Below are 25,201 nucleotides of genomic sequence, written 5' to 3' on the forward strand. Positions count from 1 at the left end.
AGCCATTGGAAACAGGGACACATCCCATGACAGCCTCTTCTCCCATGAACCGCGACCTGTTCTGGCGGTTGATCGAAATTTCCACGGCCCTCTCCAGCGAACGCAATACCGCCCGCCTGTTTGAAAAGATTCTGGATGCGGCGCAGGACATCACCCACGCCGATGGCGGCACCCTGTATCTGCTCAAGGAAAAGAACGGTCGGCTGGCGCTGGAATTCGAGATCATGCGCAACAATTCGCTCAGCCTGACGCTGGGCGGCACCTCCGGCCGGCCGATTCCGTTTGCGCCCTTGCCGCTGCTGCGTGACGACGGTACGCCCAACCACAACAACATCGCCACCCACACCGCGCTGACCAAGCGCATGGAAAACATTGAGGATGCCTACTGCGCCGAGCATCTCGATTTTTCCGGCACGAAGGCCTTCGACGCACGAACCGGTTATCGTTCCAAATCCTTCCTGACAGTGCCGCTGTGCAATCATGAGGGCGAAGTGATCGGCGTGCTGCAACTGGTCAACGCCAAGAATCCGCAAACCCGCGAAAGCATTGCCTTCCCGCAGGATATCGAGCCGATTGTCGCCGCGCTCGCGTCCAGCGCCGCCATTGCGCTGGATAACCAGATCCTGTTGCAGGATACCCGTGACCTGCTGGATGCCTTCATCAAGGTTATCGCCCAGGCGATTGACGCCAAATCCTCCCATACCTCCGCCCATTGCCAGCGCGTGCCCGCGTTGACAGAGTTGATTGCCGAGGCTGCCTGTCAGGCGGCCGAGGGGCCGCTGCAATCGTTCAACCTGAATGAAAATGACTGGTACGAACTGCGGGTGGCCTCCTGGCTGCATGATTGCGGCAAGCTGGCGACGCCGGATTACCTGCTCGACAAATCGACCAAATTACACCTATTGATTGACGGCGTGGAAACGGTGAAGACCCGCTTCACGGCGCTGATGGCGCAGGTGGAGGCGGGCTATCTGCGGCAGATGCGCGACAATCCGGCGCAAATTCCGGTGCTGGAAGAGTTGATGCGTGAGGAAATCGCCAACCTGGCTGATGATTGCCAGTTCATCGAGAAAGCCAACAAGGGCGGCGAATTCATGAGCGATGAGCACAAGGCCCGTGTCCGGCAGATTGCCGAACGCTGCTGGAAAGATCATCTGGGCGTGGAGCAGCCGATCCTGACCGAGCAGGAGGTGTCGTTCCTGTGTATTGACCGGGGCACGCTGAGCTTTGACGAACGCCAGAAGATCAATGACCACATGAAGGTCACGATCCAGATGCTGGAGTCATTGCCGTTCCCGAAAAACCTGCAGCGGGTGCCGGAGTACGCGGGCGGCCACCATGAAAAGATGGACGGCACCGGCTTCCCCAAGGGCTTGAAGCGTGACCAGATGTCCTGGCCGGCGCGGATGATGGCGATTGCCGATATTTTCGAGGCGCTGACCGCCAGTGAGCGCCCCTACAAGCCACCGATGAAGATCACGCAGGCGCTTGGAATCCTGCAGCGCATGCGTGACCAGAATCACATCGATCCGGACCTGTACCAACTCTTCCTGACGGCGCGAGTCTGGGAGCAGTATGCAAAACGCTTCCTGAAGCCTGAACAGCTGGATGTAGACAGCATTGATGCCTATCGCTAGTTGGCTTTTTCCTTCCAGAAGCCCAGATACGCACCCAGACAAACCATCCAGCAGATGAAGGCTGAATAGAAATCATGTGATGGGAAGTGGGCGCCGCGGGCCCACTGGCCCAATCCCCAGCAAAAGCCCAGCACCAGTATTCCCCCCAAGACGCCTTTCCGCCAGGCCGGGCGGTGTTGTCTGGTCAGAAAATACAAGGCGAACAACGAGAACGCTCCGGAGGAATGACCACCCGGGAAGCATTTGCCGCGTTCCAGATTGTCAGGCTTGTCATCATAGATATGGACATAGGGCATTTCGCCGCCGTAGCGCTGCAAATCCCACGGACAATCAATATTGGTTACCTGCTTCAATCCGCCAACAATCCCGGTTCCGGCCGCCATGCACAACAAGAGATACGCACTGGATTTCCGCCACCCGGCGAGCGGCTTGATCAGATAGCTGCCGGCCAGGGCAATCATGCCGGCCAGCGCGACAGAAACCACCAAAACGCCGCCACCTTTGTGAATGACCCTGTCGGCCCAGAAGCCGTCCCGGCCGGTGAATACGCCGTTCCGGAAAAAGAAGTCGCCGGTCGCCAAATCAATGTGAGTGAATTGGAAGGTCAGGGCGCCGATGGCAAAAATGACCAATGGCAGCAAGAGGTGCCATTGCAAAAATGTGGTGCGATCCTTGGATATCATGAGTATGCAGTCGCTCAGCGGTCTTCAGGGAGGGGCGGCAGGATGGAAACGGAGCACATGATAATCGGAATTGCGCGGGGATGCCTTATCGAAAGCTTACACATTGTCGGCGGGAGGAAGCTCGATGATGAAACAGGCCCCTTTGCCGGGAGCACTACTGACCGAAATGCGCCAGTTCAGGCTCTGGCAGATCCGCTTGACGATATAAAGCCCCAACCCTTGTCCCCGGCTTCGCCCTCCACGGTAACGACGCTCAAAAATATGAGGAATATCATCCATGTTGATGCCATAGCCGTTATCGCGGACGATCAGCCGGTCATCGTACACGATAAGCTCGATGGCGCCTTGCTCGGTATGGTTCAAGGCATTGATCAACAGGTTGCTGACAATGCTACCCGCCATCCCTTTCGGGACAAAACGGGGATAATTGGAAAGGTTCTGGAATTCCAGGGTGACCGGCTTGCGCTGGATCTGTTCGGATAACTGCTGGACCAGATCGCGACTCAACTCACCCAGTTCGACGGAGGGCATGGTGGCCGGGCTGTCTTCCCGGCTGATCCAGAGCAAGGCGTCAATCAACGATTGCATGTTCTCGGCCGCCCGCTGGATACGGGCGAGGCGGGCCTGCCCCGAAATGCTGACCGTCTTGTCTTCCGCCAGCAGTTGCAGGGAGGACAGAATGACGGTTAACGGGGTTCGGAGTTCATGACTGGCATCTTCAGTGAAAGCTTGTTCCCGATCGACAAAACGGGTCAGGCGCTCCACGAAACTGTCAAAGGCCCGGGCTATGGACGCGACTTCATCGTCCCGGAAACGATCTCCCAGCTTGTTGGCCGGGTAGGCTTCCGGCAAGTAGTCATTTACCGCCAGCGCCAGCGCGGTGACCGGCCTGCTGATTAACCGGCTTAACCAACCGGCAATCAACAAACTGACAATAATGGCCAGTGTCAACGAGGTTATGGCAATCAGGCCGATGCGGGTTTTGATAGCCTCAAGAAAGCCATCATCCAGCATCAGATAGAAATCACGCCCCTGATAAACCTCGCGCAAGGCGTGGTAATAGCGTCGGTTAATTTGCAGGTCGTTGGTGACTTCACCGGCCGGGATATCCTTTATGACAGCCGGTACTGGCGGTGAGTTGGGATGTGCACCGATAAAGCCGATAAAGTTTGCCGCTTTCGGCATCAGCGTGGCATCGCCGTATTGAGCATACGAGTCGATGAACAAGTGCATCCGCTCGTGCAAATTGCGATTCACCAGTTGATCATCCAGCAGCTCGAATGATTTGGCGATGGTGATATAAAAGCCGCAGCTGACTATTGCCAGAATCAGGAAGACGCCCAGAAAAAAACGTTTACCGAGAGAAAGGCCGGCCAGCGGGGGTAACAGCCATTTCACGGGTCTGTTCCATCTTCCAGGCGATATCCCACCCCATGTACGGTATGCAGCAGCTTGACGGACTCATCCTGATCAATGGCTGCCCGCAGGGCATGAATGTGCGCTCGCAGCGTGGCATCGTTATCGGGGGGATTGTCTCCCCACAACAACCGTTCCATGTCGGCGCGGGTAACCACGGACGGATGCACGCGCAAGAAATGCTCCAGCAGTTTCAGACCGGTCGGCGTCAGTTCGAGGCGTCGCTTACCCCGGGTGGCTTGCAGGGTCTGAGTGTCAAATTCCAGATCGTGCACCTTGAGACGCGCCGGTTTGATGCCCTGGGAGCGACGAATGAGCGCAGTCAGCCTGGCGGTCAGTTCCGCCAGCGAGAAAGGTTTGGTGACATAGTCGTCCGCACCGGCCTCGAAGCCGGCCAACTTGTCACGCTCCTGATCGCGGGCTGTAAGCATGAGAACCGGAACGGCGCTGCGAGCGGACTCCCGCAGGCGCTGGCACACAGCCAAGCCATCCATGCCGGGCAGATAAAGATCCAGGATCAGCGCGTCATAGGCATTGGCGACAGCCAGGTTGTAGCCAGAAATGCCATCACCGGCATAATCCACAATATGTCCCTTGGACTCCAGATATTCGCCAATATTAGCGGCCAGATCCGGACTGTCCTCCACAATTAGCACGTACATGTTGCAGTTCCTGAGAAAACTGACTGTGAGGCTAGCAGCTTTATTGTCAACAAAGCGTCAATCAGCTCTCAAAAGTGTGGACTGGTTCCGCAGAAATGCAAACGGGCGCCCGAAGGCGCCCGCTGGGGATGAGGGAAAAGCCGGAGGAATCAGACGCCCAGCTTCTTGCCCAGTTCCGCGCGACGCTCCCGCAGGCTGGTCGGCAGCTTGTCGGCAATTTTCGCGAACAGCTCATCGTGGCTGGCCAGTTCGCGCTTCCACGCGGCCGTATCCAGACTGATGACCTTGGCGAATTGTTCAGCCGAGAAGTCGGAACCTTCCCACGACAGGTCTTCGTAGCGAGGAACCAGACCGATCGGGGTTTCGTGCGCCTGGCCGTGACCCTCGCAGCGATCGACAATCCATTGCAGAACGCGCATGTTCTGACCAAAGCCCGGCCAGATGAACTTGCCGTTCTCGTCGGTGCGGAACCAGTTGACGTTGAAGGCCTTGGGCATGACCGAATGCTCGGAGATCAACTCTTCGCCCATATTGATCCAGTGCTGGAAGTAGTCACCGACATGGTAGCCGCAGAAGGGGAGCATGGCGAACGGGTCGCGACGCACGATACCCTGTTGGCCGACGGCGGCGGCGGTGGTTTCGGAACCCATGGTGGCGGCCTTGTAAACACCGTCCTTCCAGTCGAAGGCTTCAACCACCAGCGGCACGGTATCGGCGCGGCGGCCACCGAAGATGAAGGCGGAAATCGGCACGCCGTTCGGATTTTCCCAATCCGCATCAATCGACGGGCATTGGGCGGCGGAAACCGTGAAGCGGGAGTTGGGATGTGCCGCCTTGCGGCCGCAATCCGGAGTCCAGTCCTGGCCGGTCCAGTCAATCAGGTGAGCCGGCGGGGTCTTGGTCATGCCTTCCCACCACACATCGCCATCGTCCGTCAGGGCGACGTTGGTGAAAATGACATTTTCAGACAGCGTGGCCATGCAATTGGGATTGGTGGTGGTGTTGGTGCCCGGCGCGACGCCAAAGAAACCGGCTTCCGGATTAATGGCGTAAAGCTTGCCATCGTGGTGCGGTTTGATCCAGGCGATATCATCGCCAACGGTTTCAATCTTCCAGCCTTCAAAGCCGGCGGGCGGCACCAGCATGGCAAAGTTGGTCTTGCCGCAGGCGGACGGGAAAGCAGCGGCAACATAGTGCTTCTGGCCTTGCGGATTAGTCACGCCCAGAATGAGCATGTGTTCGGCCAGCCAGCCTTCATCGCGACCCATGACCGAGGCGATACGCAGCGCCAGGCACTTCTTGCCCAGCAGGGCGTTACCGCCATAGCCGGAGCCGAAAGACCAGATTTCACGGGTTTCCGGATAGTGCACAATGTACTTTTCGGCGTTGCAGGGCCAGGTGACGTCATCTGCCGGGGTCAGAACGGGCTTGCCGACCGTATGCACGCAGGGGACAAAATTACCGTCTTCGCCGAGGACGTCGTACACAGCCTTGCCCATGCGGGTCATGATGCGCATGTTGGAGACGACGTAAGGGCTGTCGGACAGCTCAACGCCGATCTGCGCAATGTGGCTGCCAAGCGGACCCATCGAGAAGGGAACAACGTACATGGTGCGACCGCGCATGCAACCGGCAAACAGGCCATTCAGCTTGGCGCGCATGACGGCAGGATCTTCCCAGTTATTGGTGGGGCCGGCGTCATCACGGTTTTGGCAGCAGATAAAGGTGCGGTCTTCAACGCGGGCAACATCAGAAGGATCCGATGAGGCGAGGTAGGAGTTTGGACGTTTTTCGGGGTTCAGCTTGCGCATCATGCCACGGTCAACCATCAGGTCGAGCAGGCGCTGGTTTTCCTCTTCGCTGCCATCGCACCATTCAATGCGATCCGGTTGGGTCAGGGCGGCGATTTCCGCGACCCAGGCGATCAGTTTCGGGTGACGTACAAAAGAAGGAGCGTTGACAGAAGTTTGAGTCATGGTAATGAGGCCCAGGTAACGAAAAAAACGTCCATGCACCCCGGCTTGTGACCAGGATGAAAGCGGGCTGCAGGATAGCACAGGGCGATTTGGAAGACCGTCACGCCTGACGAGCGGCAGACCCGAAGCAAATTGGCGGAGGTGGTGAGATTCGAACTCACGGTGGGCGGAACCCACGCCGGTTTTCAAGACCGGTGCCTTAAACCGCTCGGCCACGCCTCCAGTTCAGGCGCGCAAGGATACTGCAAAATGGCATAAAAACTCAAGAAACAGGCATGAAAAAGGCGCATGGGATGCGCCTTTTTCATGATGGAAGAACTGCCGGTTTACTTCGGATAGAGGTTAACCGGGAATTTTCCTTTCCAGACTTCGACATTGTCGTCGCCAAAATTGAAGCTTTTGACGATAGCGACGATTTTGGCTTCCAGTTCCGGATTGTTCAGCTCGCTGGCGGCAACTTCGCAGCTGGTCACAGAACCATTCGGGTCAATAACCAGACGCAAGCTGATGGTGCCTTCGAGACTGGGGTCATCCTTGAGGGCGCGGGCATAGGCGCTGTCGATCTTGGCGCTGTACTTGTTGAAGATATAACGGATTTCTTCAGGAGTACGCTTGCCAATACCGCCTTCACCGCGACCGCCGCCGTTACCGGCGCCACGGCCGCCACCGGCGCCGCCGACACCCTGGACCGACGAGATCAGGCCGCCCTTCATATCCTTGGCGCCTTTCGGGCCCAGGTTGAAGTCGCCCTTGCCGCCCTTGCCACCGGCCACGCCGCCGCCAAAGCCGGAGCTGGCGGCGCCTTGGTAGGCCAGGCCACCAGAACCGGCGCCTGCGCGGCTGGTGATCATGTTACGGCTGGTGCCGATCGGTTCGCCGCTGTTTTTCTGCAGGTCGCCGCCGGTGCCGGGGTTTTTGGCCATGGATTCGCCAGCTGTCTCGAAACTGCGGAGATCCGCCAGCGCGTCCACCACACCCGACGCCTTCAGGGCGTTGCCGGCCTTCGCCTTGGCATCGTTGATCTGCTTCGCGGTTGCGGTTTCGCTGGGCTTCTTGATCTCCATTGGCTTGGATTTGGCGACAGGTTCCTCGACAGCCGCTTTTTTCTCCTCAACCTTTTTTTGCTCAAGCGGCTTGGGCGGGGGAGGAGGCAGTTCTATCTTCTTTTCACGGATGATATGGGCCATCCGTTCCGGAATCGCTTCCTGCTGGGTGCGATCAATTTTAGGCAGCTTGACATTGGGAATGATGAAAAAGCAGAGCAATCCCAGAATCAGGGCGACCGTATTGATTCGGCGCGAGCGCTGGGCATCCTCCGGGAGTTCATCCCAGGCCAGAGCCGGTTTGATCAGAATCGTGTTCATGATTTCTTGTCTCCCCGGGCCACGGCAAATGACATTTTGGCAAAGTCATTTTCGCTACAGGTAGCCATCACTTTCCTCAAGACACTGTAAGGGAGATTCCGATCCCCGATAATGGTGATCTCGCGCTCCGGCACGCCCTGCTCATTCAACGGAGCGGGTGACTTGGAGGCGCGATACTTGAGTTCAGTCGACAGCGAAGGAATGACATCACCCTTGGTCGCGATGGCTTCATCCATGGACGCAACGTGGACATCCTGAACAAGGATTTCCTTCGTGGTCACCATAACCACCAAGGTTTCCTTGGGCATCTTTTCCGCCGTTGAAGACGGGAGTTGCAGATCCTTCAAGTTGGGCAACTTGCTCGGGTTCTGCGAAATGACCAGCAGGAAGAACAGCAGGTTGGTGAAAATGTCGATCAGCGCGGTCAGGAGCAGGCCTTCCTGTCCCTTGCGGCGTTGACGGCGTTGAGCGCGCTGATGGCGTTTTACACGCGGACTTTCATGACTGCTCATGGCTTGCCTCCTGTATTGGCAGGAGCGTCACCAATGCTGACATCCGGGAAAAGGGCGAATTTGCCGGTCTTGCCGTTAATGATCCGAACGGCGTCCATGGTATGGATCAGCTTGTCATAAGGCGTGTCTTGTTCAAGCAGGATGCTGGCTTCGGTGATGGTCGGATACTGGGTTTTCACACCGTGCAGATAATCATTCAGCGCGGCATAGTCCAGTTCTCCCTTTTCGGAAACCGGAATGGTCTTCAGAGGGCCGGTCTGACGGTCGGCCACCATGAAGCGGTCCTTGAATACCATGACTTCAAGGACCAAAGGCGGCTTGGCCTGGGCGCCTGCTCCGCCACCGCTGCTGGGCATCGATACTTGCAGGACGGAAACCTGTGTAAAGACGGCGTTCAGCAGCAAGTAGGGGATCAGGATCACCATGAGGTTCAGGAACGGAGTTAGGTTCAGTTCCTCTTGGTGCTGATGTTTTGATCGCATGATCAATTCCTCAATCTGGGCGGCTGTTATTACTAGCGTTATTCAGCCTGGCCACGAATCTGACGGAACACATTGAGGAGTTTGACCGAGGCCATTTCCAGGCTTTCGATGGATTCACTGGTGCGGCTTTGCAGGTAAGCGGCGGCCAGCAGCAGGGGAATCGCGGCGCCCAGACCCAGCGCGGTATTGTTCATGGCGACGGCGATGGAGGCCGACAGCATGTCACCCTTCTGGGCGGGGTCGGCGTTGGCGACGGCGGCGAACGCCATGATCATGCCGTGCACTGTACCCAGCAGACCGATCAGGGTGGCGATGTTGGCGAAGGAAGACAGATAGGGCGTGCGTGCTTCCAGGCGCGGCATCACTTCCATCAGGGCTTCTTCCATCGCGGTTTCGACGTCTTCAACGCGACGGGCGTTCTTGTTGCGGGTCAGGCCGTATTCCAGAATGCGACCGATTTCAGTGTCATTATCTTTGACCTGCTTCAGGGCCTTGTCGAGATCGCCTTTCTGGATGGCCGGGAATACGCTGTCCCAGAGAGCCTTGTTGGCGGATTTGACGCGGATGAAGAAGAGAATGCGTTCAATGGCGATACCGAATCCGATCAGCATGATGATCAGGGTCGGGTACATGAAGAAACCGCCTTCCTGAATAAAACGAACTGCCCACATGGTGTGTACTCCTACTTGGTTTTTTGAATTTCACGGTTAGGTTTAAGGGGTTGGCGCCGACTGCAAGGCTCGTGAAAAGTCCACTTCCCGGCGGATCACTTCACGATCGACCGGATCCAGGGACTCATTCAGCACGGATGCTTCGAGCGCATTCTTGGGAAGGTAATTCTCCTTGTCCTTCCAGGGAACAATATTCAGTTCCAAAGGTGCATCCTGACTGCCAATAATATCGAGACCTTCCTTGACATCAACTTCGCCCGTGGCGTTTTTGGCAGTTTTTGCCGGATTTGCGGGCTTGTTGGCAGCAGAAATCGCCGACTTAACCACAGAGACGGGTTTGGCGGCTTCTTTCGCCTTCTCGGCGGCAAAAGCCGGGGCGATGGCAACCAGCAATATCAATCCGGTTGTAAAGGTATTTTTCATGGCTTGGTCCCCTCGACAGGCGGAGCGGAGGTCTCAGACCCGGTAACCGGCGTCGGAGCGGTTACCGGTGCCGCAGCAGGTGCATTCCCTGCCGGCGCTGTTTCAGGCGTGGTTGCCGGGGATCCGGCCGCAGCGGCATCAGCAGGCGGGGGCGCGGCATCGGCTGGTTTGGCGGCATCGGGAGATGGCTCTTCCGTAATTTCTTCAGTCACCACCTTCTTCGCCGGAGGCTTGTAAACGCCGGTCCGTTTCTGCAGGTCGATGATCCATTTGGCGACGGTGGAGTCGGGTTGCGACTGCAGCGCCTGGTAAGCTTCATAATGCTGCAGCGCCAATGGCAGATCCAGCAAATACAGGTCCGCCAGTACGCCCAGATTAAAGTGGGCCTTACCGTAGTTCGGCGAAAGCGCCAAAGCCTTTTCGTAGGCTTCACGAGCGCTCTTGAAATGGCCCAGTTGCTTTTCGGTAAAGCCGGTCAAGTTCCAGGCGTAGGGGTTTTTCTCGTTGATGCCGGTTGCCTTTTTCAGCAGCAACAGCGCCTCGGCGGGCTTTTGTTGCTTCAGGCGGATCAACGCCTGATTCAGGGCCGGTCCCGAAAATGCCGGAGCTTTGCCCTGAATGTCGTCGAGCAGTGCAAATGCCTCGTCAAGCTGCCCCGACTTCATCAGACCGATGGCTTTGTCATAATCGGCTTGCAGAGCGCGCGCCAATGTCTTTTGTCCTTCATCGACCGGGGCGGCCAGTTCAGGACCGCGCGACGTATCCGCACCCGCGACAGTGGCTTTGCCTTCGGTATCCTTGGATTTCGTTTCACCCTTGGCGGCGCGTTCCCGGGCCAATTTTTCCAGATCCGGCTCGCTGCTGATTTCTTCCGCCGTGGGGGCCGGGATTTCTACCGCAGGAGTCTGGGGCTGGGGTGTGCTTTTCATGGACGAGCAGCCGGTGAGGGCGGCTCCCGCCAGCAGCAAGCAGATGCCGGATGATCTGCGGGCCATCAGGCTTGCGTCATCAATAAATTTCATCGATCGAGTCTTCCAGTTGCTCGTGCTTGTTGTAGCGTCCGGGTGACAATTCGGCCAGGGCGTCAAAGCTCTTCTGGACATAACCGTCGTAGACTTCCTGCTTCACAAGGTCAGCGTTGATAGTATGAATGGCGATCGCCTTGTCGGAGAGCGGCTCGGCCTGCTCTTCCAGCAAGATGGTGTATTGCTCCAGCTCCAGATCGCTCAGGCCTTTGGGGCGCTCGCTTTTCAGCAGGTCGTTGGCCATGATGCGGTAGATTTCACCCTGCTGGTAATAGGCGGCAGTGGTGAACTCGGCGACACCGATGGCGGCAACCTTGTTGTAAGCCGTCAACGCCGCCTGCATGGCTTTCTTCTTCATCAGGATGCTTTGTTTAAGCGGTTGCTTGATGGGAACCGCGATAAAGGCGTCGTATACCGGCTGACTTAGCTTGAAGTTGGCCAAAGCGCCGAAATACTTGATGCGCGGCGATGCTCCGGTCGCCTGTTTTTCGTAAAGCTGGGCCAAGGTCTTCAGATTGGCGTTCTGTTCCGGTAGTTGCTGGTTGGCGACTGCATGGTTATACAGTTTGAACGTCGCTTCGCCGCGAAGATCGGCGGGATTGGACGCGTCGTTGGCGTATTGACGGTAGATCCGCAGCGCGGCGTCAGGCTGCTTGCCTTTTTCATACATTTCCGCCGCCAGCCAGAGTGCTTCACGCGCGGATTGCGGGCTCTTCTTCTGGTCGCGGGCGGCTATAGCCTCATACTGGGCGGCAGCGTTAGGGATGTCGCCGGACTTTTCATACGCCAGGGCCAGCTTCTCGGGAATGGTCGCCGAGAGGGCGTGATCCGGATACTTCTGCTTGAAGGCAATCAGGACCGGAATGGCTTCCTTGTATTTTTCACCATTCAACAGAACAGCAGCGGCGTCAAAGTCCGAAGAGGTGCGGATCTTGGTGTCCACCGATGCCTGGGCGGCTTTCTGGAAGAAAGCGGCTGCTTCTTCCGGATTCTTGTCGTCGCGGAGCTTTTCAGCCTGACGATAATAGGTGGTCGCCAGACGATCCTGATAACGCGCCTTCAGCTTGGCATCGGGGATGCTGAACGCCATCACCTGCTGGTAGGATTTTTCAGCTTCGGCGAATCTGCCTTGGTCGAACTGGGCGTCCGCCACTACGCCGGCAGCTTCCAGTCGCAGCGGTTCGGCGACCGGCGGGTTGATGGCCAGAAGCAGTTGGGCGGTGCGGACCGCGCTGTCGTAGTCCTTGAAGTGGAGGTGCAGATTGGTCATCCCTTGCAGCAGAAGGGCGCTAGCAGGATCCTGGGGGTAACGTCCGGCGTAAGTCACGGCGCCGGCTTCCAGATCCTTGACCAAAGGCTTCGAGGCGTCATCCGCATCCTTCCAGCGTTCGTAAACCGTCTGGATCATGCCCTGCATCAACTTCGGGGTGTTGGAGTCCTGGGGAAATTTATCGGCAAACTTCAGGACGGCCGCTACCCGGGCCGGCAGCAGCTTCAGCTTGGCGGCTTCGTCCACACCCAGTGATTTATCCCAGTCCTGATAACTCACCAGCGCAAAGGCGGCTGCGTCAGCACCCTTGGGATTGTTATATTCGTAAGCGGTTTTTTCAAACTCGGGAATGGCTTCCGCATAGTGCTTGGCGGAGTAAAGCGCTTCGGCCAGCAACTCGTTAATGGCGATGGCGTCCTGTTCCGCCGGCTTCAGGGCCAGATGCATGCGATACCAGGTCGCGGCCTTCAGGTAATCGCCTTCATTGTTGTCCATTTGCGCCAAGGCATGATAGTGCTTGGCGAGGTCAATAATATGACCTTCCAGGATCGGGCGAAGCCGGGTACGGCTGGCTTCATCTGCCTGTTTCCAGTAGGCGCCGTCAGGATTGTAATGGTTGATGAACTCTTCCTTGGCCATGATGACCTGAGCCGGGAAACCGCCTTGCTGGTAAATGTTGATAATGGCGGTGCTGAGTTCAGGCGCGCTGGGATCGAACGGATGCCGGTTGATGAAAGCCGTATACGTTTCGGCGGCGTTACTGAACTGGCGCTTGTTCAGATAGGCTTGCGCCAGGTTGGCATAAATACCGGATTCGTAAAACTTCTCGCCGTTCTTGGTGAAGTATTCGTCAACGGATTTCGGACCATCCATCATCATGAAGCATAGGCTGATGACGTCGTAGGAGTCCTGCAGCTTGGCGTCTTCCTGTTTGGTCTTGTGCGGCTTGACCATGATCTTTTCGGCAAAGCGGAAGAACAGGGGCAGGGCATCTTCAAAGTTGGAGGAGCGGTACAGCGCCCAGCCGCGCTTGTAAAGCGCGCTGTCCTGGAATGTCGAGTCCTTGGAGTCGAGAACCTTCTGGTAATATCCAGCCGCTTCGGTGAAGCGGTTCCCCGCAAAAGACTCTTCAGCCAGTCGGAAATACACTTCGGTCAGATAAGGGCTTTTGGGGTATTTCTGCGCCAGCTCCTTGAGCGCGGCCGCAGACTCAACCTTCTTGCCCATCAGGTCATAAGTCTTTGCCAGATCGTAATAGATTTCGGCGCGCGCCTCCGTGGATGGCATACGCTTCAACAGATCCTGATAAAACTCAATACTGTCCTGCAGCAGCTTTTCCTCTTCCTTCTCGGCGGCAAATTTGGCATTGCCCATCTTGAGCTTGCGGGCCACCTGAAGGTAGGCATTGGCGGTTCCGGGATCGGGGGCCTTTTTGGCCTGTTCCAGAATCTGCCGGTACAGGCTCTCATTCAGTTTGTCGTTGACCTGATCATCAAGCGATCGGGGCTGAGGCTCGGCAGTCCCGGCTGCATCCTGCGCAACGGCGGGAGCGGTGGCCAGCGCCTTTCCGGCTTCAACTTTTTGCAGCTGCACACGGGCTGTGGCCAGCTGGTCATCCATTTTGGGGATGTTGATGGTAATGTTGTCGAGGCTGGCCAGGGTAGCGCGCGGCCCCGGCACCGGAGCGCCCGGGTTGGAATTTGCCGGTTGTCCCGGGGTAGCGGTGGGCGGAGAGCTGGCTTCAGGCAGCGTGCTGCACGCGCCCATCAAAAGGGCGGCAGCCAGCGGACTCAACCGGAAGAGGGTTTTCGGACTCATCATGATTTGCCAGTGCTTTCTTCGGTGGGGGCGGCGGGCGCGGGCTTACTCTCGACACGCTCGGTGCCAAGATAGGTTTCCCCCAGATAATTGGTCAGGGTGTCGCGGCGTTCCTGGAGCAGTGAACGGGCCAGATTCTTGAGGTAATCGCGGTATTGCCCCTTGGCGTCGGTGACGCGAACCTCCAGCTCGTTGATCTTCTTTTCCAGAATCGGCAGCCGCTGACTGTAAGCGGCTTTCTGAATTTGCTGATTGTCGGAAAGGAGGTTGTCCAGAACGGCCAGGCGGCTCTTGGTCAGGCGCAGTTGGGCAGTGGACTGCTGCAACTTGTCAAAAATCTCGTCGCGCGAGGCGGCATGGCGGGCGATTTCAAACAGGGTGATGCTTTTCAGGCGGTCAAGACGGGCCTGAATGTCGCGCACATCCCGTTCAGTACCCGCAGATTTGAGCTTCTGCAGCTTCCGGCCCAGTCGGTTCAACTGCTGCAAGCGCGCATTTTCGGCTTGGGAGGCGGCATCCGTATAGGCTTCCGCGCTGGAGTTCATCTGCTTGAAACGCAGCTGGAGATCCTGCCAGCGTTTGATCAACGCAACATACTGATCTTTCAGCGCTTGCTGGCGATCAGCGGAGACAGACAGGTTATCCTTGCGGTTTTCCAGTGTCTTGGCGATTTCCTGCAAGGCGTCAACGTCGCGATGGCGCTCCTCAAGCAATTGCACCAGACGGCTGACTTGCTGGTATTGCCTGAAACCCTCGTTAAATTTGGGCGAGGCGAACAGCTTGGCGAACAGGCCGGCGGTAATGGCGTCATTGGTGGCCGGGATCTGCTTGACGTTCAGCGGATCCAGATCTTCGGTATTTACCTGCCTGGGCGCCATGATGTCGGGCCAGTTTTCCCCGTCAATCTTGAGACTGGTTTTTTCAAGCTGCAGCAACTGCTCGCGAAGAACCTTGTTGGCAATCCGGTATCCGGCCAGGGCCTGCGCCTTGAAGCCCATTTCCTCGTAAACACGGGCGGACAACAGGAAGGCTTCCTGAACAGCGGGGTCTGCCGGGTTGCGGCGCTGAAGTTCCAGACAGGCCGGCAGGGTTTCAGCGTATGCCTTGTTAAGATAATGGGAGTAGGCCAGCGCCAGCAGGGATTGGTTACTGTAGGGGCCTTCCAGACGGACTCGCAGCAGGGACTGTCGGCCCAGTTCGTAGTCTTCGTTCTGGATATGATAGTAAGCCACGGCCAGTGCGGCCTTGTCCTTGAGGTTCAGCCCTTCCTCATCGGTGACATTCTGGTTCGCCAGGCTGTCCAGACGGGCAAGCCCTTCTTCCGGCTGATCACCCTGCAAGTAGGCAATCCCGAGGTTGTAGACCCCGTAATTGGCCATGGCGCCTTCGGCCGGCATGCTTTTGAGCATGTTGATGGCTTCATTGAAGGAGCGCTTGCGGATCAGGATATTGGCCAGCATCAAACGGCGCTCGGCCTCCTGATAGCTGGTCAGGGTGGAGGGCGGTTTGCGAAGGTAGTTTTCGGTCGGGGCATCATTTCCCAGCTGATAAAGCAGCTTGCCGTAGCGCAACCAGGGCATGTTCCGGGTGCTGGAGGGAATGTCCTGGGCCTGAACGCGGGAAATGGCGACGTCACCCTCTCTGGGGAGTCCGAATTCGGTGTAGAGATCCCCCAAAAGCATTTCCGTCGTCGGGTCGTCGATTTCGAAGACGCCGGCCTGTTTTGCGCCAATCAGGCTGTTCAGGGCGGAAAAGTGGTGTCCCAGGTGATAGTCGTAATAAATTTCACCGAAGACAGGTTCACGGATGTCGGTGGAAACCTCCAGGCGTTTGCGCAAGTCAACGGCCTGCGCCGCTCCGGAAGCGAGAACGAGGGCCGCGAGCCCTGCTCCCCATGTTCGGTTTGTTCTGATTTTCATGTTGGCTATGTTCCTGAACCCTCAGCCTTAGTTTTTGCTTTCCCACTCATTGAATGTGAAAACGGCGGGCTGGGCTCCGGAAGGATCCTCGGCGGCCTTGACTTCAACGATCTTGCGGAGGCTTCCCTTGTTGAAGGTGTAAGTAACGGTGCGCTGGAAGTCCTTGCCGCGGGCGTCGTAGGCATTGATGACGGCCTTGAGGACGTGTTGTCCGCTGGTCACATTGCCCATGTAGACGCGATGAAGACCGCCCTTGCCAAGCGCGGCGGTTTCCTGTTCGGAATAGGCGTGATAGCCGACATTCTGGTCATCCACACTGACGTTGATGTCGACAAGTCTCAAGCGGCTGCCGGCGTTGATCCCAACCAGAATGGCGGTGCTGGAGCTGGGATAGAGCAGTTCGCTTTCAAGCTGGGTAATTTCACGGTTCAGATTGAGAATATCTGACTTCAGATCCTGCAGGTCGGCAGGTACACTGCTTTCCCCGGCGGCAAGCGTGACATTTTGAATGGCGATGGCTGCGAAAAAGCCGGCAAAAATCGAGATTCCCTTGTTCATGATAGTATGCATTGGTCTGGTTGAATTGTGTACACATGGGCAAAGCGGGCCGCATGGCAGATAAAAAGTATAAAGCTATACAGATTAACGCATATGGCGTTCCGTCAGTCAAAGGGTTGTTTGGCTGCAAATGGTGAAGTAATTGGCACGACAAGGCATTCCCCGGAGCCGTCCGGATTGTCGGGCCTGTCGGTTTCCGGACGTGTGAAGGATGATATTAAAGGCATGAAAATCGTTGCGGATGAGAACCTGTCGCTGGTCAGGGAGTTGTTCGGCTCCATGGGTGAGCTGGTGTGTCTGCCCGGCCGGTCGATGCGCCCGGAGGATGTCAGGGAGGCCGATATCCTGCTGGTGCGCTCGGTGACGCGTGTCAATGCAACACTCCTGGCCAGCAGCCGGGTCCGGTTTGTGGGAAGCGCAACCATCGGAACGGACCATCTGGATACGGCCTGGCTGGACGGGCAGGGCATTGCCTGGACCTCGGCTCCGGGCTGTAACGCCATGAGTGTGGTGGAATATGTGATCGCCGCGCTGTTTGAACTTTGGGCGCGTGGAGACGTGGACTGGGACCGGCAGGTCATGGGGATTGTCGGCTTGGGAAACGTCGGCGCCCGTCTGGCGGTCGTTTTGCAACGGTTGGGAGTCAGGGTCCTGGGGTGCGATCCCTTTGTTGATCTTGAAGGTGTTGAGCAGGTGGATATTGATACTCTGCTCGACCGTGCGGATGTGGTGTCGTTGCATACGCCGCTGACCCACGCCGGTCCTCATCCTACCTTCCATCTGCTGGATCGCTCCCGGCTGGCGCGGTTTGCCGGGAAAGTCCTGATCAACTCCGGTCGTGGTCCGGTGGTGGATAATGCCGCCTTGTTGGCCTTGATCGTGTCGGGTTGTTTCGATCCGGGTAAGGTTGTTCTGGATGTCTGGGAAAAGGAGCCGGATCTAGATCGGGCGTTGCTGGCGAAAATCCGGATCGGGACTCCCCATATCGCGGGTTACAGCCAGGAAGGCAAATGGCGGGGAAGCCTGATGGTGGCCGAAGCCTTGTCGAATTTCCTGGGGACTGCGCCACCCGAAGCTCCGGCGTTGACCGGCCGGGCGTTATCGGAGGTAAAGATAGTGGAAAGCGGTCAGGGATGGTCGGGGTTGGCGAGTCTGGTCAAGGCGTTTTACCCGATAAGCCGGGATGATGCCGACCTGCGCCGCGAGTTGCTGGAGCGGGACATGCTTCCGGGCGCGTTTGACGCCCTGCGCAAGGGTTACTGGCCGCGGCGGGAGTTTTCATCCGGGCGGGTTCGGTTGGTCGGCGTTGAAGACCCCTGGCTCAAGGAGCGAATGCTCGCCCTGAATTTCCGGCTGGAAGCCTGAAAGGCGCCCGCCATTTTCGGATATCCCGGCTTTTGCGCCACGAAAAAATAACGTCTGAGTGCTGCCTAAATGGCGCGCTTGGCTTTATCATCACCGGTTGATAATAAAAAGTAGCGTTTCTAGAGGAATTCCGCATGTTTCATCCCCGTGCTCCAGTGTTGGCCTTTCTTTCCGTGCTGATGGCCGGAGCGGTATTTGCCGATGAAGCCGGTCAGCAACCTGCTCCGTCAAATGATGCGACTGAACAGCCTGCTGCGGCGACCGCCGCTCCCGACCCGGCAAGTGCGCCTCAGGCCGCCACGGCTGCGGCGGCTCCAACCGAGATTCCCTACCCGGCAGACCGTTTGCCGGTTGCCGAGCCTCCGGGATTTTTCAAGCGTCATCCCCTGACCATGCCCAAGATTTCCATGCCGAAGCCTGACTTTGCCAAGTTCAAGCCCGGGTCCGGATTTGCAGGGGTTGGCGTATTCAATGACATGATCAATCTCAATGGCACCTTGTTGACCCCGAATGGTGTCTTCTATGCCCGGGCCGGCCGCTTCATGGCCAATAACCAGGGGGCCGCCTTTAACGCCGGTTGGCGGCACCCGCTGACAGCCGGGATTAATGAGGACGGTTACCAGCTGGGAATTTTTGCCGGCCAGGTGATTGGCGATGGCCTGAATGGCAAGAAGATAAACCGGATGGGCGCCGGGGCGGATGTTTCTTATCAGTGGATTACACCGAATACGTTACGCGTATTCTCTGTCGGACTGGGTGCGGGGGAGTCCAAGACATCCGGCAGCGCCCGGTTACGCTCAAAGCCGACGCCGTTTTTCAGTTACTCCATCAGCCTCAAGATTTTCTAGGCGGGTGGGGCGCTGACACCGCTTTGCGGGTCCGGCCCGCCGGACCCTATCCGGATCATGATCAACCCGAAAGGCAGCCTTATTTATGACTGACGTCTCACTCTGGCAGCAACTGGTTTCCAGACCCGATTTCTGGGGATTCATTACCATCGCGCCGGTGGCCTCCTTCGTAACCTGGATACACGTCTGGATGGCGTTGAAGATGGTGTTCTATCCCATCCGTTTTATCGGCGTGAAGCTGGGGCCGATCCCGCTGGGGTGGCAAGGCATTGTTCCACGCAAGGCAGGGAAGATTTCGGGCATCCTGGTGGATCAGTCGTTGTCCAAGATCGGATCACTGGATGAGTTCTTCCGGGAGATGAAGCCGGATGAAATGGCCGAGTTCATCAGTGAATCCATGATGGACAACGTGGAAGAACTGATTGACGAGGTGATGTCGGAGCGGAACGCCACATTGTGGGAAAACCTGCCCATGGCGATCAAGCGCCGTATTTACCAGCATGTGCGCAAGCAAGTTCCCGGGGTCATGGACAGCCTGGTGACGGAGTTGACCTTCAACGTCGAGAATCTGGTGGACATGCGGGAAATGGTTGTCCGGCAGATGGAAAACGATCGTGAACTGATGGTGCGGATGTTCCTGCGTGTCGGGCAGAAGGAAATTGATTTCATCTGGCACATCAGTGCCGCCATCGGTGCGTTCTTTGGCTGCGTGCAGATGGGCGTCTGGCTGGTGGTGCCCTGGCACTGGACGCTGGTGTTCTGGGCGGCTTTCTGGGGCTTGCTGACCAACTGGATCGCCATCTGGATGGTTTTCAATCCGATCGAACCCAAGCGCATTCCGGTGTTGGGTTGGACGTGGCATGGGGCATTCATGCGCCGTCAAAAAGAGGTTTCAGAAGTTTTCGCCCATATCAGTACCCGTGAGCTGTTCACCATCAAGCAGATCATGACCGAGATGATGTTCGGGCCAAAAGCGGACAAGACGCGCAAAGTGGTGAAGCGTCATGTCAGCAAGATGCTGGACAGTCCGCTGGTCCGGACCGCCATCCAGATGACCATGGGCTGGGAGGAGTATGCCCGCTTGAAGGACACCATCATCGACAAGTCGATTGAAGCAACCATGGGGCCGATTTCTGATCCGGGTCTGAATGAGAGCCGAGCCGAGAAGGTCAATGAGCTGTTTCTGGAGCGGATGAAGAAACTGACTCCCACCGAGTTCCAGAACCTGTTGCGCCCGGCCTTTCGGGAGGATGAGTGGATTCTGGTGGTGCTGGGCGGTGTGACCGGCGCCTTGGCCGGTTGGCTGCAGTTGATGCTGGGCTTCAAGTAGGCCCGGCGTGCGGCAATAAAAAAGGGCGGATATTCCGCCCTTTTTTATTGCCTGAGGGATCAGCGTTTGACGATGATCGGCGAGCCGACAGCGGCCTCGCGCAACAGGCGAGTGGTTTTCTCGGCCGTGGCTTCGTCATCGAACGGGCCGATCTGGACACGATGTACCGGCATGGGGTCATCCGAAGTCTGGATGTTCACCGGCAGGCTGGCCAGCTCCAGCAGGCGAGCCTGCAGGGCGGTAGCGTTGTCGCGATTACCAAAGGCGCCGGCCTGAACAAAGAACTTCATTTCGGCCGGCTTTTCGGCCTTGGCGATAATGGTTTGTTCTTTCAGAACCTTGGCCGGATTGATGGTTTCGATGCTGACGTTTGCGGTGCCGTTGTCGAGCATGCCCAGTTTGGCGGCAGCGGCGAAGGAGACATCCATGATGCGGTCGGAATGGAACGGACCACGGTCGTTGACCTTCACGATAACGCTCTTGCCATTGTCCTTGTTGGTGACGCGCACATAACACGGAATGGGAAGGTTCTTGTGAGCGGCGGTCATGCTGTACATGTCGTAACGTTCACCGCTGGATGTACGCTGGCCGTGGAATTTCTTGCCATACCAGGAGGCGCGGCCGCTCTGGCGGAAATTCTGGGCACTGGCCATGACATGATACGTCTCACCCAGAACGGTATACGGACTGGTGTTGCCATAGCGGCTCATCGGCTCATCCACGGGTACGGCGTCCTGCAGCATCGCCAGTTCCTTTTCGGACAGGCGATAGGCGGGAGGGCCATCCTCATTGACCACATAATCGCCTTTGGCGATTTTGGCCGGAGAACCTGCAGCATTGCCGGCTGCACGGGGTGGGGTATGGCTACAGGCGACAAGGGCAGCGCCAACGAGGAGGCCAACACCCGCACGAATCAGCGGATTTTGATATGTCATCGGTTTTGACTCCTAGACATGTAGTTGAACGAATTTGCCCGTTTTTTTATTGGTGTTGCTGGGCGGCGATGCAGGCATCCTACCTGTTTTTTCCTGGCTTGTCTAAATTCGGTCATGAATTAGACAATTTCAATATGCTTAAAGCGTGCCAAAATTGCAACAAAGTATGAAAAACAGTCTGAAATAGATATCGTTTCAAGAAGCTGTCGGCGACGGCGCGGCGGGGGATCGGGCCGCCCGGATAGACTCGGCCAACTGGTAAACCGCCATGGCGTAAAGGTGGCTGCGGTTGTAGCGGGTGATGACAAAGAAGTTGTTGAACGCGACCCAGAATTCGGCACCGTTTTCACCCTGCAACCGTAACCCCGCCACGGCGGAGTCAGGAGGGAAATCGCCGTCGCGCGGGGCTAATCCCTTGGACGCCAGGTCATTGAGCGTGGTGGTGGTTTTCAGCTCGGTAGTGCTGGCCTCGTCATAATTGTCGGCAATAATCCGGGCGCGCACCGCGACCGGCTCCCCGCTTTTCCAACCGTTGGCCAGAAAATAGTTGCCCACCGAACCGATAGCATCCACGGGATCGTTGATCAGGTCGGTCTTGCCATCACCGCTGTAATCCACGGCCAGGTTGCGCCAGCTGGACGGCATGAACTGGGGGAAGCCCATCGCTCCGGCATAGGAACCGTAGGTGTTGAGCAAATCGAGCTTCTGCTCTTTGGCGAGCACCAGAAAAGTGCGCAACTCCTTGCGGAAAAACGGAGCCCGCGGCGGGTAATCGAAGGCGAGGCTGGACAATGTATCCAGCACCCTGAAGCTGCCCTTGTTGCCGCCATATTTGGTCTCTACCCCGATGATCGCCACGATGATTTCCGGCGGCACGCCGAATTGGCGCGACGCTGCGTCCAGTTCCGTGCTGTATTTGTTCCAGAAGTCCACACCCTTGCGAATTCGCTCGTCATTCACGAAGTTGGGGCGATAGCTTTTCCATTCCCGGGTCTTTTCGGCCGGGCGACCGATTGCTTCCAGCGCTTTGTCCTGGCGGTTGACGTTGGTGAAAACGGCTGTCAACTCACCGGGCGGATAAACGCCTTCCTTTTCCAGACTGCCGATCAGCGCTTGCAGTTCTTCGTACTGGTCAAAATCCCCGGCATGGGCGGGCGATACGGACAGCAGCGACAGCAGTGCGGGAAGGAAGCGGAAAGGCATCATGAAGGTATCCTGTTACAGCTGCTTTTTATGGGTATGAATGGACATCAGCATGCCGAAACCGGTCATCAGGGTGATGATGGCGGTGCCACCGTAACTGATGAAGGGCAGGGGAACGCCGACGACGGGGACTATACCACTCACCATTCCGGCGTTCACAAAGACATAAACAAAAAACGAAAGGGCGATGGAGCCCGCCAGCAGGCGGCTGTAGGAGTCCGTGGCAGTGGTGGCGATATACAGGCAGCGGGTCAGGATGAAGCTGTAAAGCGCCAGTAGCACCAGAATGCCCATCAGTCCGAACTCCTCGGAATAGGCGGCGATCACGAAGTCGGTGTGGCCTTCCGGGAGGAACTCCAGATGGGCCTGGGATCCCTTCAGCCAGCCCTTGCCCAGCAGTCCGCCCGAGCCGATGGCGGTCTTGGACTGGATGATGTTCCAGCCGGTGCCCAACGGGTCGGCCTCCGGATCGAACAGGGTCAGGATGCGCTGCTTCTGATAATCATGGAGCGCATGCCAGGCAAACGGGGCGATCGCGACGGCGCTGCCCAGCCCCAGCAGCATCAGCCACCAGGGTAGCCCCGCCAGGAAAAGGACAAAAAATCCGCTGGCGCTGACGAGGATGGCGGTGCCGAGGTCGGGCTGGCGCGCAATCAGCAGCGCCGGGGCCAGAATCAGGATGAGCGATAGCGCGACAACCTTCAGCGTTGGCGGCAGCGGTCGTCCCGCCAGATACCACGCCATCATCATCGGCATGGCCAGCTTCATGAACTCCGAGGGCTGGAAGCGGGTGACGCCGGGAATGGTGAGCCAGCGCCGCGCGCCCATGGCGACCGTTCCGAACAGGGCCACCATCACCAGCAGTACCATCACCGCGCCAAAAAGCCAGGGCGAGAAGGCCTGGTAAATACGTGGCGGGATTTGCGCCATGAACAGCAGTACGGCGATACCCATGCCGAAACTGGCAACCTGTTTCAGCAGCAATGACCAGTTCCGGCCTGTGGCGCTGTAAAGCTCGATGAGGCCAATCACCGCCGTCAGCAATAAGGCAACCAGCAAGGGGACATCGATATGCAGGCGCGCCCATAGCGGTGAGGGGCCGGTGAAACGGGAGCCGTCCTGGGGAGCCTGCCGTTGGAAGCGGTACTGGTTCTGGTCGTTCACTCGATGACTCCGGGATCGGCGACCGGGGGCGGGGTCGTGGGGGCGGCGGCTCCCGCCGGGAGTGTACTCTCGACCGGGGGCATGATTTTCGGAGCGGGAGCAACCGTGCCGTGAACGACATAATCGAACATAGCGCGGGCGATGGGGCCGGCCGCGCTGCCGCCGTGCTTGCCGTTTTCCACAAGCACAGCAAGCGCCACCTTGGGCTTGTCCGCCGGCGCGAAGCCCATGAACCAGGCATGGTCCCAGTGGCGCGGGTCGAGGCGGGCCTCGCTGTATTTTTCACCCTGTTTGATGCCCTTGACCTGGGCGGTTCCGGTCTTGCCGGCAATTTCGTAGCCTTCCAGCCCGCGCCGCAGGCTGGTGGCGGTACCGTTGCCATGAACGACCGCCTTCATCGCGTCGTGCATGCGATCCCATTCAACGGGATTGCCGTTGAAGGCGACATGGCCGTCCGGCTGGTTGGCCGGCGTAAAAGGAAAGGGACCGGTGACGCTCTTGAGCAAGTGTGGCGTGATATGGCGGCCCTTGTTGGCCATGATGGCGGTCGCCATGGCCAGTTGCAGCGGCGTAACGGTGAAATAACCCTGACCGATGCCGACGGACAGCATTTCCCCCGGATACCACGGAGCTTTCAGTTTGCTGCGTTTCCAGGCGGTGGAAGGCAGGGTTCCGCTCTTTTCACTGACCAGATCGATACCGGTCAATTGGCCGAAGCCGAATTGCTGCATCCAGTCATGGAAGCGGTCGACGCCGATGCGGGCGGCCAGTTGGTAAAAGTAGGTATCGCAGGACTGTTCAATCGCCTTGTGGAGGTTGACGGTGCCGTGACCATTCTTTTTCCAGTCGCGGAAAATGTGGGTGTCGCCGGGCAGGTGGTAATAGCCGGGATCGCTGATCTTGAAGTCCCAGTCCACCAGTCCGTAATTCAGCCCGCCCATACCCGAGAACGGCTTGATGGTGGAGCCGGGCGGATAGATGCCTTGCAAAGCCCGGTTGTACAGCGGCCTGTCAGGATGGTCCCGCCATTCGGTATACAGCTTGTAAGGAATTCCGTCGACAAAGGCATTGGGGTCAAAGCTGGGATAGCTGACGAACGCCATGACGCCGCCGCTGTCCGGGTCGATGGCCACGATCGCGCCGCGGCGTCCGGCCAGTTGCTCGGTGGCCAGCTTTTGCAGACCGTAGTCGAGGTGCAGCACCAGATCATCGCCGCGCGTGGGGGCGGTGCGGTCCAGCGGACGCAGCATCTGGCCGTGGGCATTGGCTTCGATGTATTGATAGCCGGGACGACCCTGCAGCAGTTTTTCGTAGAACTTCTCGATGCCGGTTTTGCCGATCAGATCGGTGCCGCTGTAGACCGCCGGATCGATCTTGCCGGCCTCATCTTCCGAAATACGGCCGACATAGCCCAAGGCATGCGCAAACAGTTCGCCATGCGGATAGTAGCGTTCCTGCTTGACCTCGATATCAATGCCGGGGAAGTCGAAACGCACTTCAGCGAAGCGGGCGATATCAGCCTCGCTGAGGTTGATCTTGACGGGAATGTTCTCGAACGGGCTGGCGGTCTTCAGCCGGGTGCGGAAGCGCTGGATATCGTCGGGACTGAGCTGCAGCACCGGCGCCAGCCGTACCAGCGTGTCGTTGATGTCCCTGGCTTCTTCTCGGTTGAGGGTGGCGGTGAAGGCCGGACGGTTGTCGGCCAGCAGTACGCCGTTGCGGTCATAGATATAGCCGCGCGGCGGTGCGATCGCCTGCAGCTTGATGCGGTTATTGTCGGAGAGGGTCTGGTAGCGTTCATGCTGCACAATCTGCAGCCAGCCGTAGCGGACAATCAGCAGTGAAAAGGCCAGAAACACCATCAGGCCCGCCACTTGCGCCCGCCGCCGGAAGAGGGCGGCTTCAAGCTGGCTGTCCTTGAGGTGCTTTTTCGGGGCCAT

At 57.8% G+C, this 25,201-nt stretch carries 21 protein-coding genes, 1 tRNA gene and 1 pseudogene; 4 read left to right on the forward strand and 19 right to left on the reverse strand.

Going from position 1 to position 25,201, the window contains the following annotated elements; all coding sequences use genetic code 11:
* Nucleotides 1-26 precede the first annotated feature (26 nt).
* Nucleotides 27-1,637 (forward strand): HD family phosphohydrolase, encoded by a 1,611-nt coding sequence (locus EV700_RS14420; protein WP_207224693.1) that lies wholly within the window; start codon nucleotides 27-29, stop codon nucleotides 1,635-1,637.
* Here EV700_RS14420 and EV700_RS14425 read toward each other — a convergent pair.
* From EV700_RS14425 to EV700_RS14490, 14 genes are all read right to left on the reverse strand, one after another.
* Nucleotides 1,634-2,293 (reverse strand): phosphatase PAP2 family protein, encoded by a 660-nt coding sequence (locus tag EV700_RS14425; protein ID WP_165391497.1) that lies wholly within the window; start codon nucleotides 2,291-2,293, stop codon nucleotides 1,634-1,636. The two genes, EV700_RS14420 and EV700_RS14425, sit on opposite strands and share 4 nt — an antisense overlap.
* Nucleotides 2,294-2,416: 123 nt before the next feature.
* Entirely contained in the window at nucleotides 2,417-3,718 is a 1,302-nt protein-coding gene (locus EV700_RS14430; protein ID WP_130415055.1) for a sensor histidine kinase, read from the reverse strand.
* Entirely contained in the window at nucleotides 3,715-4,398 is a 684-nt protein-coding gene (locus EV700_RS14435) for a response regulator transcription factor (RefSeq protein ID WP_130415057.1), read from the reverse strand. Before EV700_RS14435 ends, EV700_RS14430 begins: the two co-directional genes overlap by 4 nt.
* 149 nt (nucleotides 4,399-4,547) lie before the next feature.
* On the reverse strand, nucleotides 4,548-6,374 hold the full coding sequence (locus tag EV700_RS14440; protein ID WP_130415059.1) for a phosphoenolpyruvate carboxykinase (GTP): 1,827 nt from the start codon (nucleotides 6,372-6,374) through the stop codon (nucleotides 4,548-4,550).
* Nucleotides 6,375-6,507: 133 nt separating this feature from the next.
* Nucleotides 6,508-6,596 (reverse strand) — tRNA-Ser (locus EV700_RS14445).
* A 104-nt stretch (nucleotides 6,597-6,700) separates the two neighbouring features.
* Nucleotides 6,701-7,738 (reverse strand): AgmX/PglI C-terminal domain-containing protein, encoded by a 1,038-nt coding sequence (locus EV700_RS14450; protein ID WP_130415061.1) that lies wholly within the window; start codon nucleotides 7,736-7,738, stop codon nucleotides 6,701-6,703.
* Nucleotides 7,735-8,250 carry an ExbD/TolR family protein gene (locus EV700_RS14455; protein ID WP_130415063.1) on the reverse strand — a complete coding sequence of 172 codons (516 nt, stop codon included), beginning with the start codon at nucleotides 8,248-8,250 and terminating at the stop codon, nucleotides 7,735-7,737. Before EV700_RS14455 ends, EV700_RS14450 begins: the two co-directional genes overlap by 4 nt.
* Nucleotides 8,247-8,732: an ExbD/TolR family protein gene (locus EV700_RS14460; RefSeq protein WP_130415065.1), complete on the reverse strand. Its 486-nt coding sequence runs from the start codon at nucleotides 8,730-8,732 to the stop codon at nucleotides 8,247-8,249. Before EV700_RS14460 ends, EV700_RS14455 begins: the two co-directional genes overlap by 4 nt.
* A 38-nt stretch (nucleotides 8,733-8,770) precedes the next feature.
* On the reverse strand, nucleotides 8,771-9,403 hold the full coding sequence (locus EV700_RS14465) for a MotA/TolQ/ExbB proton channel family protein (protein WP_130415067.1): 633 nt from the start codon (nucleotides 9,401-9,403) through the stop codon (nucleotides 8,771-8,773).
* A 42-nt stretch (nucleotides 9,404-9,445) separates the two neighbouring features.
* Nucleotides 9,446-9,826, reverse strand: coding sequence for a hypothetical protein (locus tag EV700_RS14470; RefSeq protein WP_130415069.1), 381 nt, complete (start codon nucleotides 9,824-9,826; stop codon nucleotides 9,446-9,448).
* The gene (locus EV700_RS17240) at nucleotides 9,823-10,848 is read right to left on the reverse strand and encodes a tetratricopeptide repeat protein (protein WP_165391498.1); all 1,026 of its coding nucleotides are present in this window, start codon (nucleotides 10,846-10,848) and stop codon (nucleotides 9,823-9,825) included. The genes EV700_RS14470 and EV700_RS17240 overlap by 4 nt, the downstream gene beginning before the upstream one ends.
* Nucleotides 10,835-13,942: a tetratricopeptide repeat protein gene (locus EV700_RS14480; RefSeq protein WP_130415073.1), complete on the reverse strand. Its 3,108-nt coding sequence runs from the start codon at nucleotides 13,940-13,942 to the stop codon at nucleotides 10,835-10,837. Before EV700_RS14480 ends, EV700_RS17240 begins: the two co-directional genes overlap by 14 nt.
* Nucleotides 13,939-15,777 (reverse strand): hypothetical protein, encoded by a 1,839-nt coding sequence (locus EV700_RS14485; protein ID WP_130415075.1) that lies wholly within the window; start codon nucleotides 15,775-15,777, stop codon nucleotides 13,939-13,941. Before EV700_RS14485 ends, EV700_RS14480 begins: the two co-directional genes overlap by 4 nt.
* Before the next feature lie 108 nt (nucleotides 15,778-15,885).
* On the reverse strand, nucleotides 15,886-16,416 hold the full coding sequence (locus tag EV700_RS14490) for a hypothetical protein (RefSeq protein ID WP_130415077.1): 531 nt from the start codon (nucleotides 16,414-16,416) through the stop codon (nucleotides 15,886-15,888).
* Between the two features lie 225 nt (nucleotides 16,417-16,641).
* Here EV700_RS14490 and EV700_RS14495 point away from each other — a divergent pair, with 225 nt between their 5' ends.
* From EV700_RS14495 to EV700_RS14505, 3 genes are all read left to right on the forward strand, one after another.
* Nucleotides 16,642-17,781, forward strand: a complete 1,140-nt coding sequence (locus EV700_RS14495) for a 4-phosphoerythronate dehydrogenase (RefSeq protein ID WP_130415079.1) — start codon at nucleotides 16,642-16,644, stop codon at nucleotides 17,779-17,781.
* A 134-nt stretch (nucleotides 17,782-17,915) separates the two neighbouring features.
* Nucleotides 17,916-18,629, forward strand: a complete 714-nt coding sequence (locus EV700_RS14500; RefSeq protein ID WP_130415081.1) for a hypothetical protein — start codon at nucleotides 17,916-17,918, stop codon at nucleotides 18,627-18,629.
* A gap of 85 nt (nucleotides 18,630-18,714) precedes the next feature.
* The gene (locus tag EV700_RS14505) at nucleotides 18,715-19,959 is read left to right on the forward strand and encodes a DUF445 domain-containing protein (protein ID WP_130415083.1); all 1,245 of its coding nucleotides are present in this window, start codon (nucleotides 18,715-18,717) and stop codon (nucleotides 19,957-19,959) included.
* A 59-nt stretch (nucleotides 19,960-20,018) separates the two neighbouring features.
* Here the strand turns inward: EV700_RS14505 and EV700_RS17275 are convergent, their stop codons facing one another.
* From EV700_RS17275 to mrdA, 5 genes and pseudogenes are all read right to left on the reverse strand, one after another.
* Nucleotides 20,019-20,249 (reverse strand): SPOR domain-containing protein, encoded by a 231-nt coding sequence (locus EV700_RS17275; RefSeq protein WP_242610283.1) that lies wholly within the window; start codon nucleotides 20,247-20,249, stop codon nucleotides 20,019-20,021.
* A gap of 57 nt (nucleotides 20,250-20,306) precedes the next feature.
* A pseudogene (locus tag EV700_RS17280) lies at nucleotides 20,307-20,606 on the reverse strand (septal ring lytic transglycosylase RlpA family protein); the annotation flags it as partial.
* A 483-nt stretch (nucleotides 20,607-21,089) separates the two neighbouring features.
* Nucleotides 21,090-22,100: a lytic murein transglycosylase B gene (gene mltB / locus EV700_RS14515; protein ID WP_130415087.1), complete on the reverse strand. Its 1,011-nt coding sequence runs from the start codon at nucleotides 22,098-22,100 to the stop codon at nucleotides 21,090-21,092.
* Between the two features lie 12 nt (nucleotides 22,101-22,112).
* Nucleotides 22,113-23,261, reverse strand: coding sequence for a rod shape-determining protein RodA (gene rodA / locus EV700_RS14520; protein ID WP_130415089.1), 1,149 nt, complete (start codon nucleotides 23,259-23,261; stop codon nucleotides 22,113-22,115).
* Complete coding sequence (gene mrdA / locus EV700_RS14525) at nucleotides 23,258-25,201, reverse strand: penicillin-binding protein 2 (protein WP_130415091.1); 1,944 nt, start codon at nucleotides 25,199-25,201, stop codon at nucleotides 23,258-23,260. Before mrdA ends, rodA begins: the two co-directional genes overlap by 4 nt.

Origin of the sequence: Fluviicoccus keumensis (assembly GCF_004217445.1) — a bacterium.
Taxonomy (GTDB): domain Bacteria; phylum Pseudomonadota; class Gammaproteobacteria; order Pseudomonadales; family Moraxellaceae; genus Fluviicoccus; species Fluviicoccus keumensis.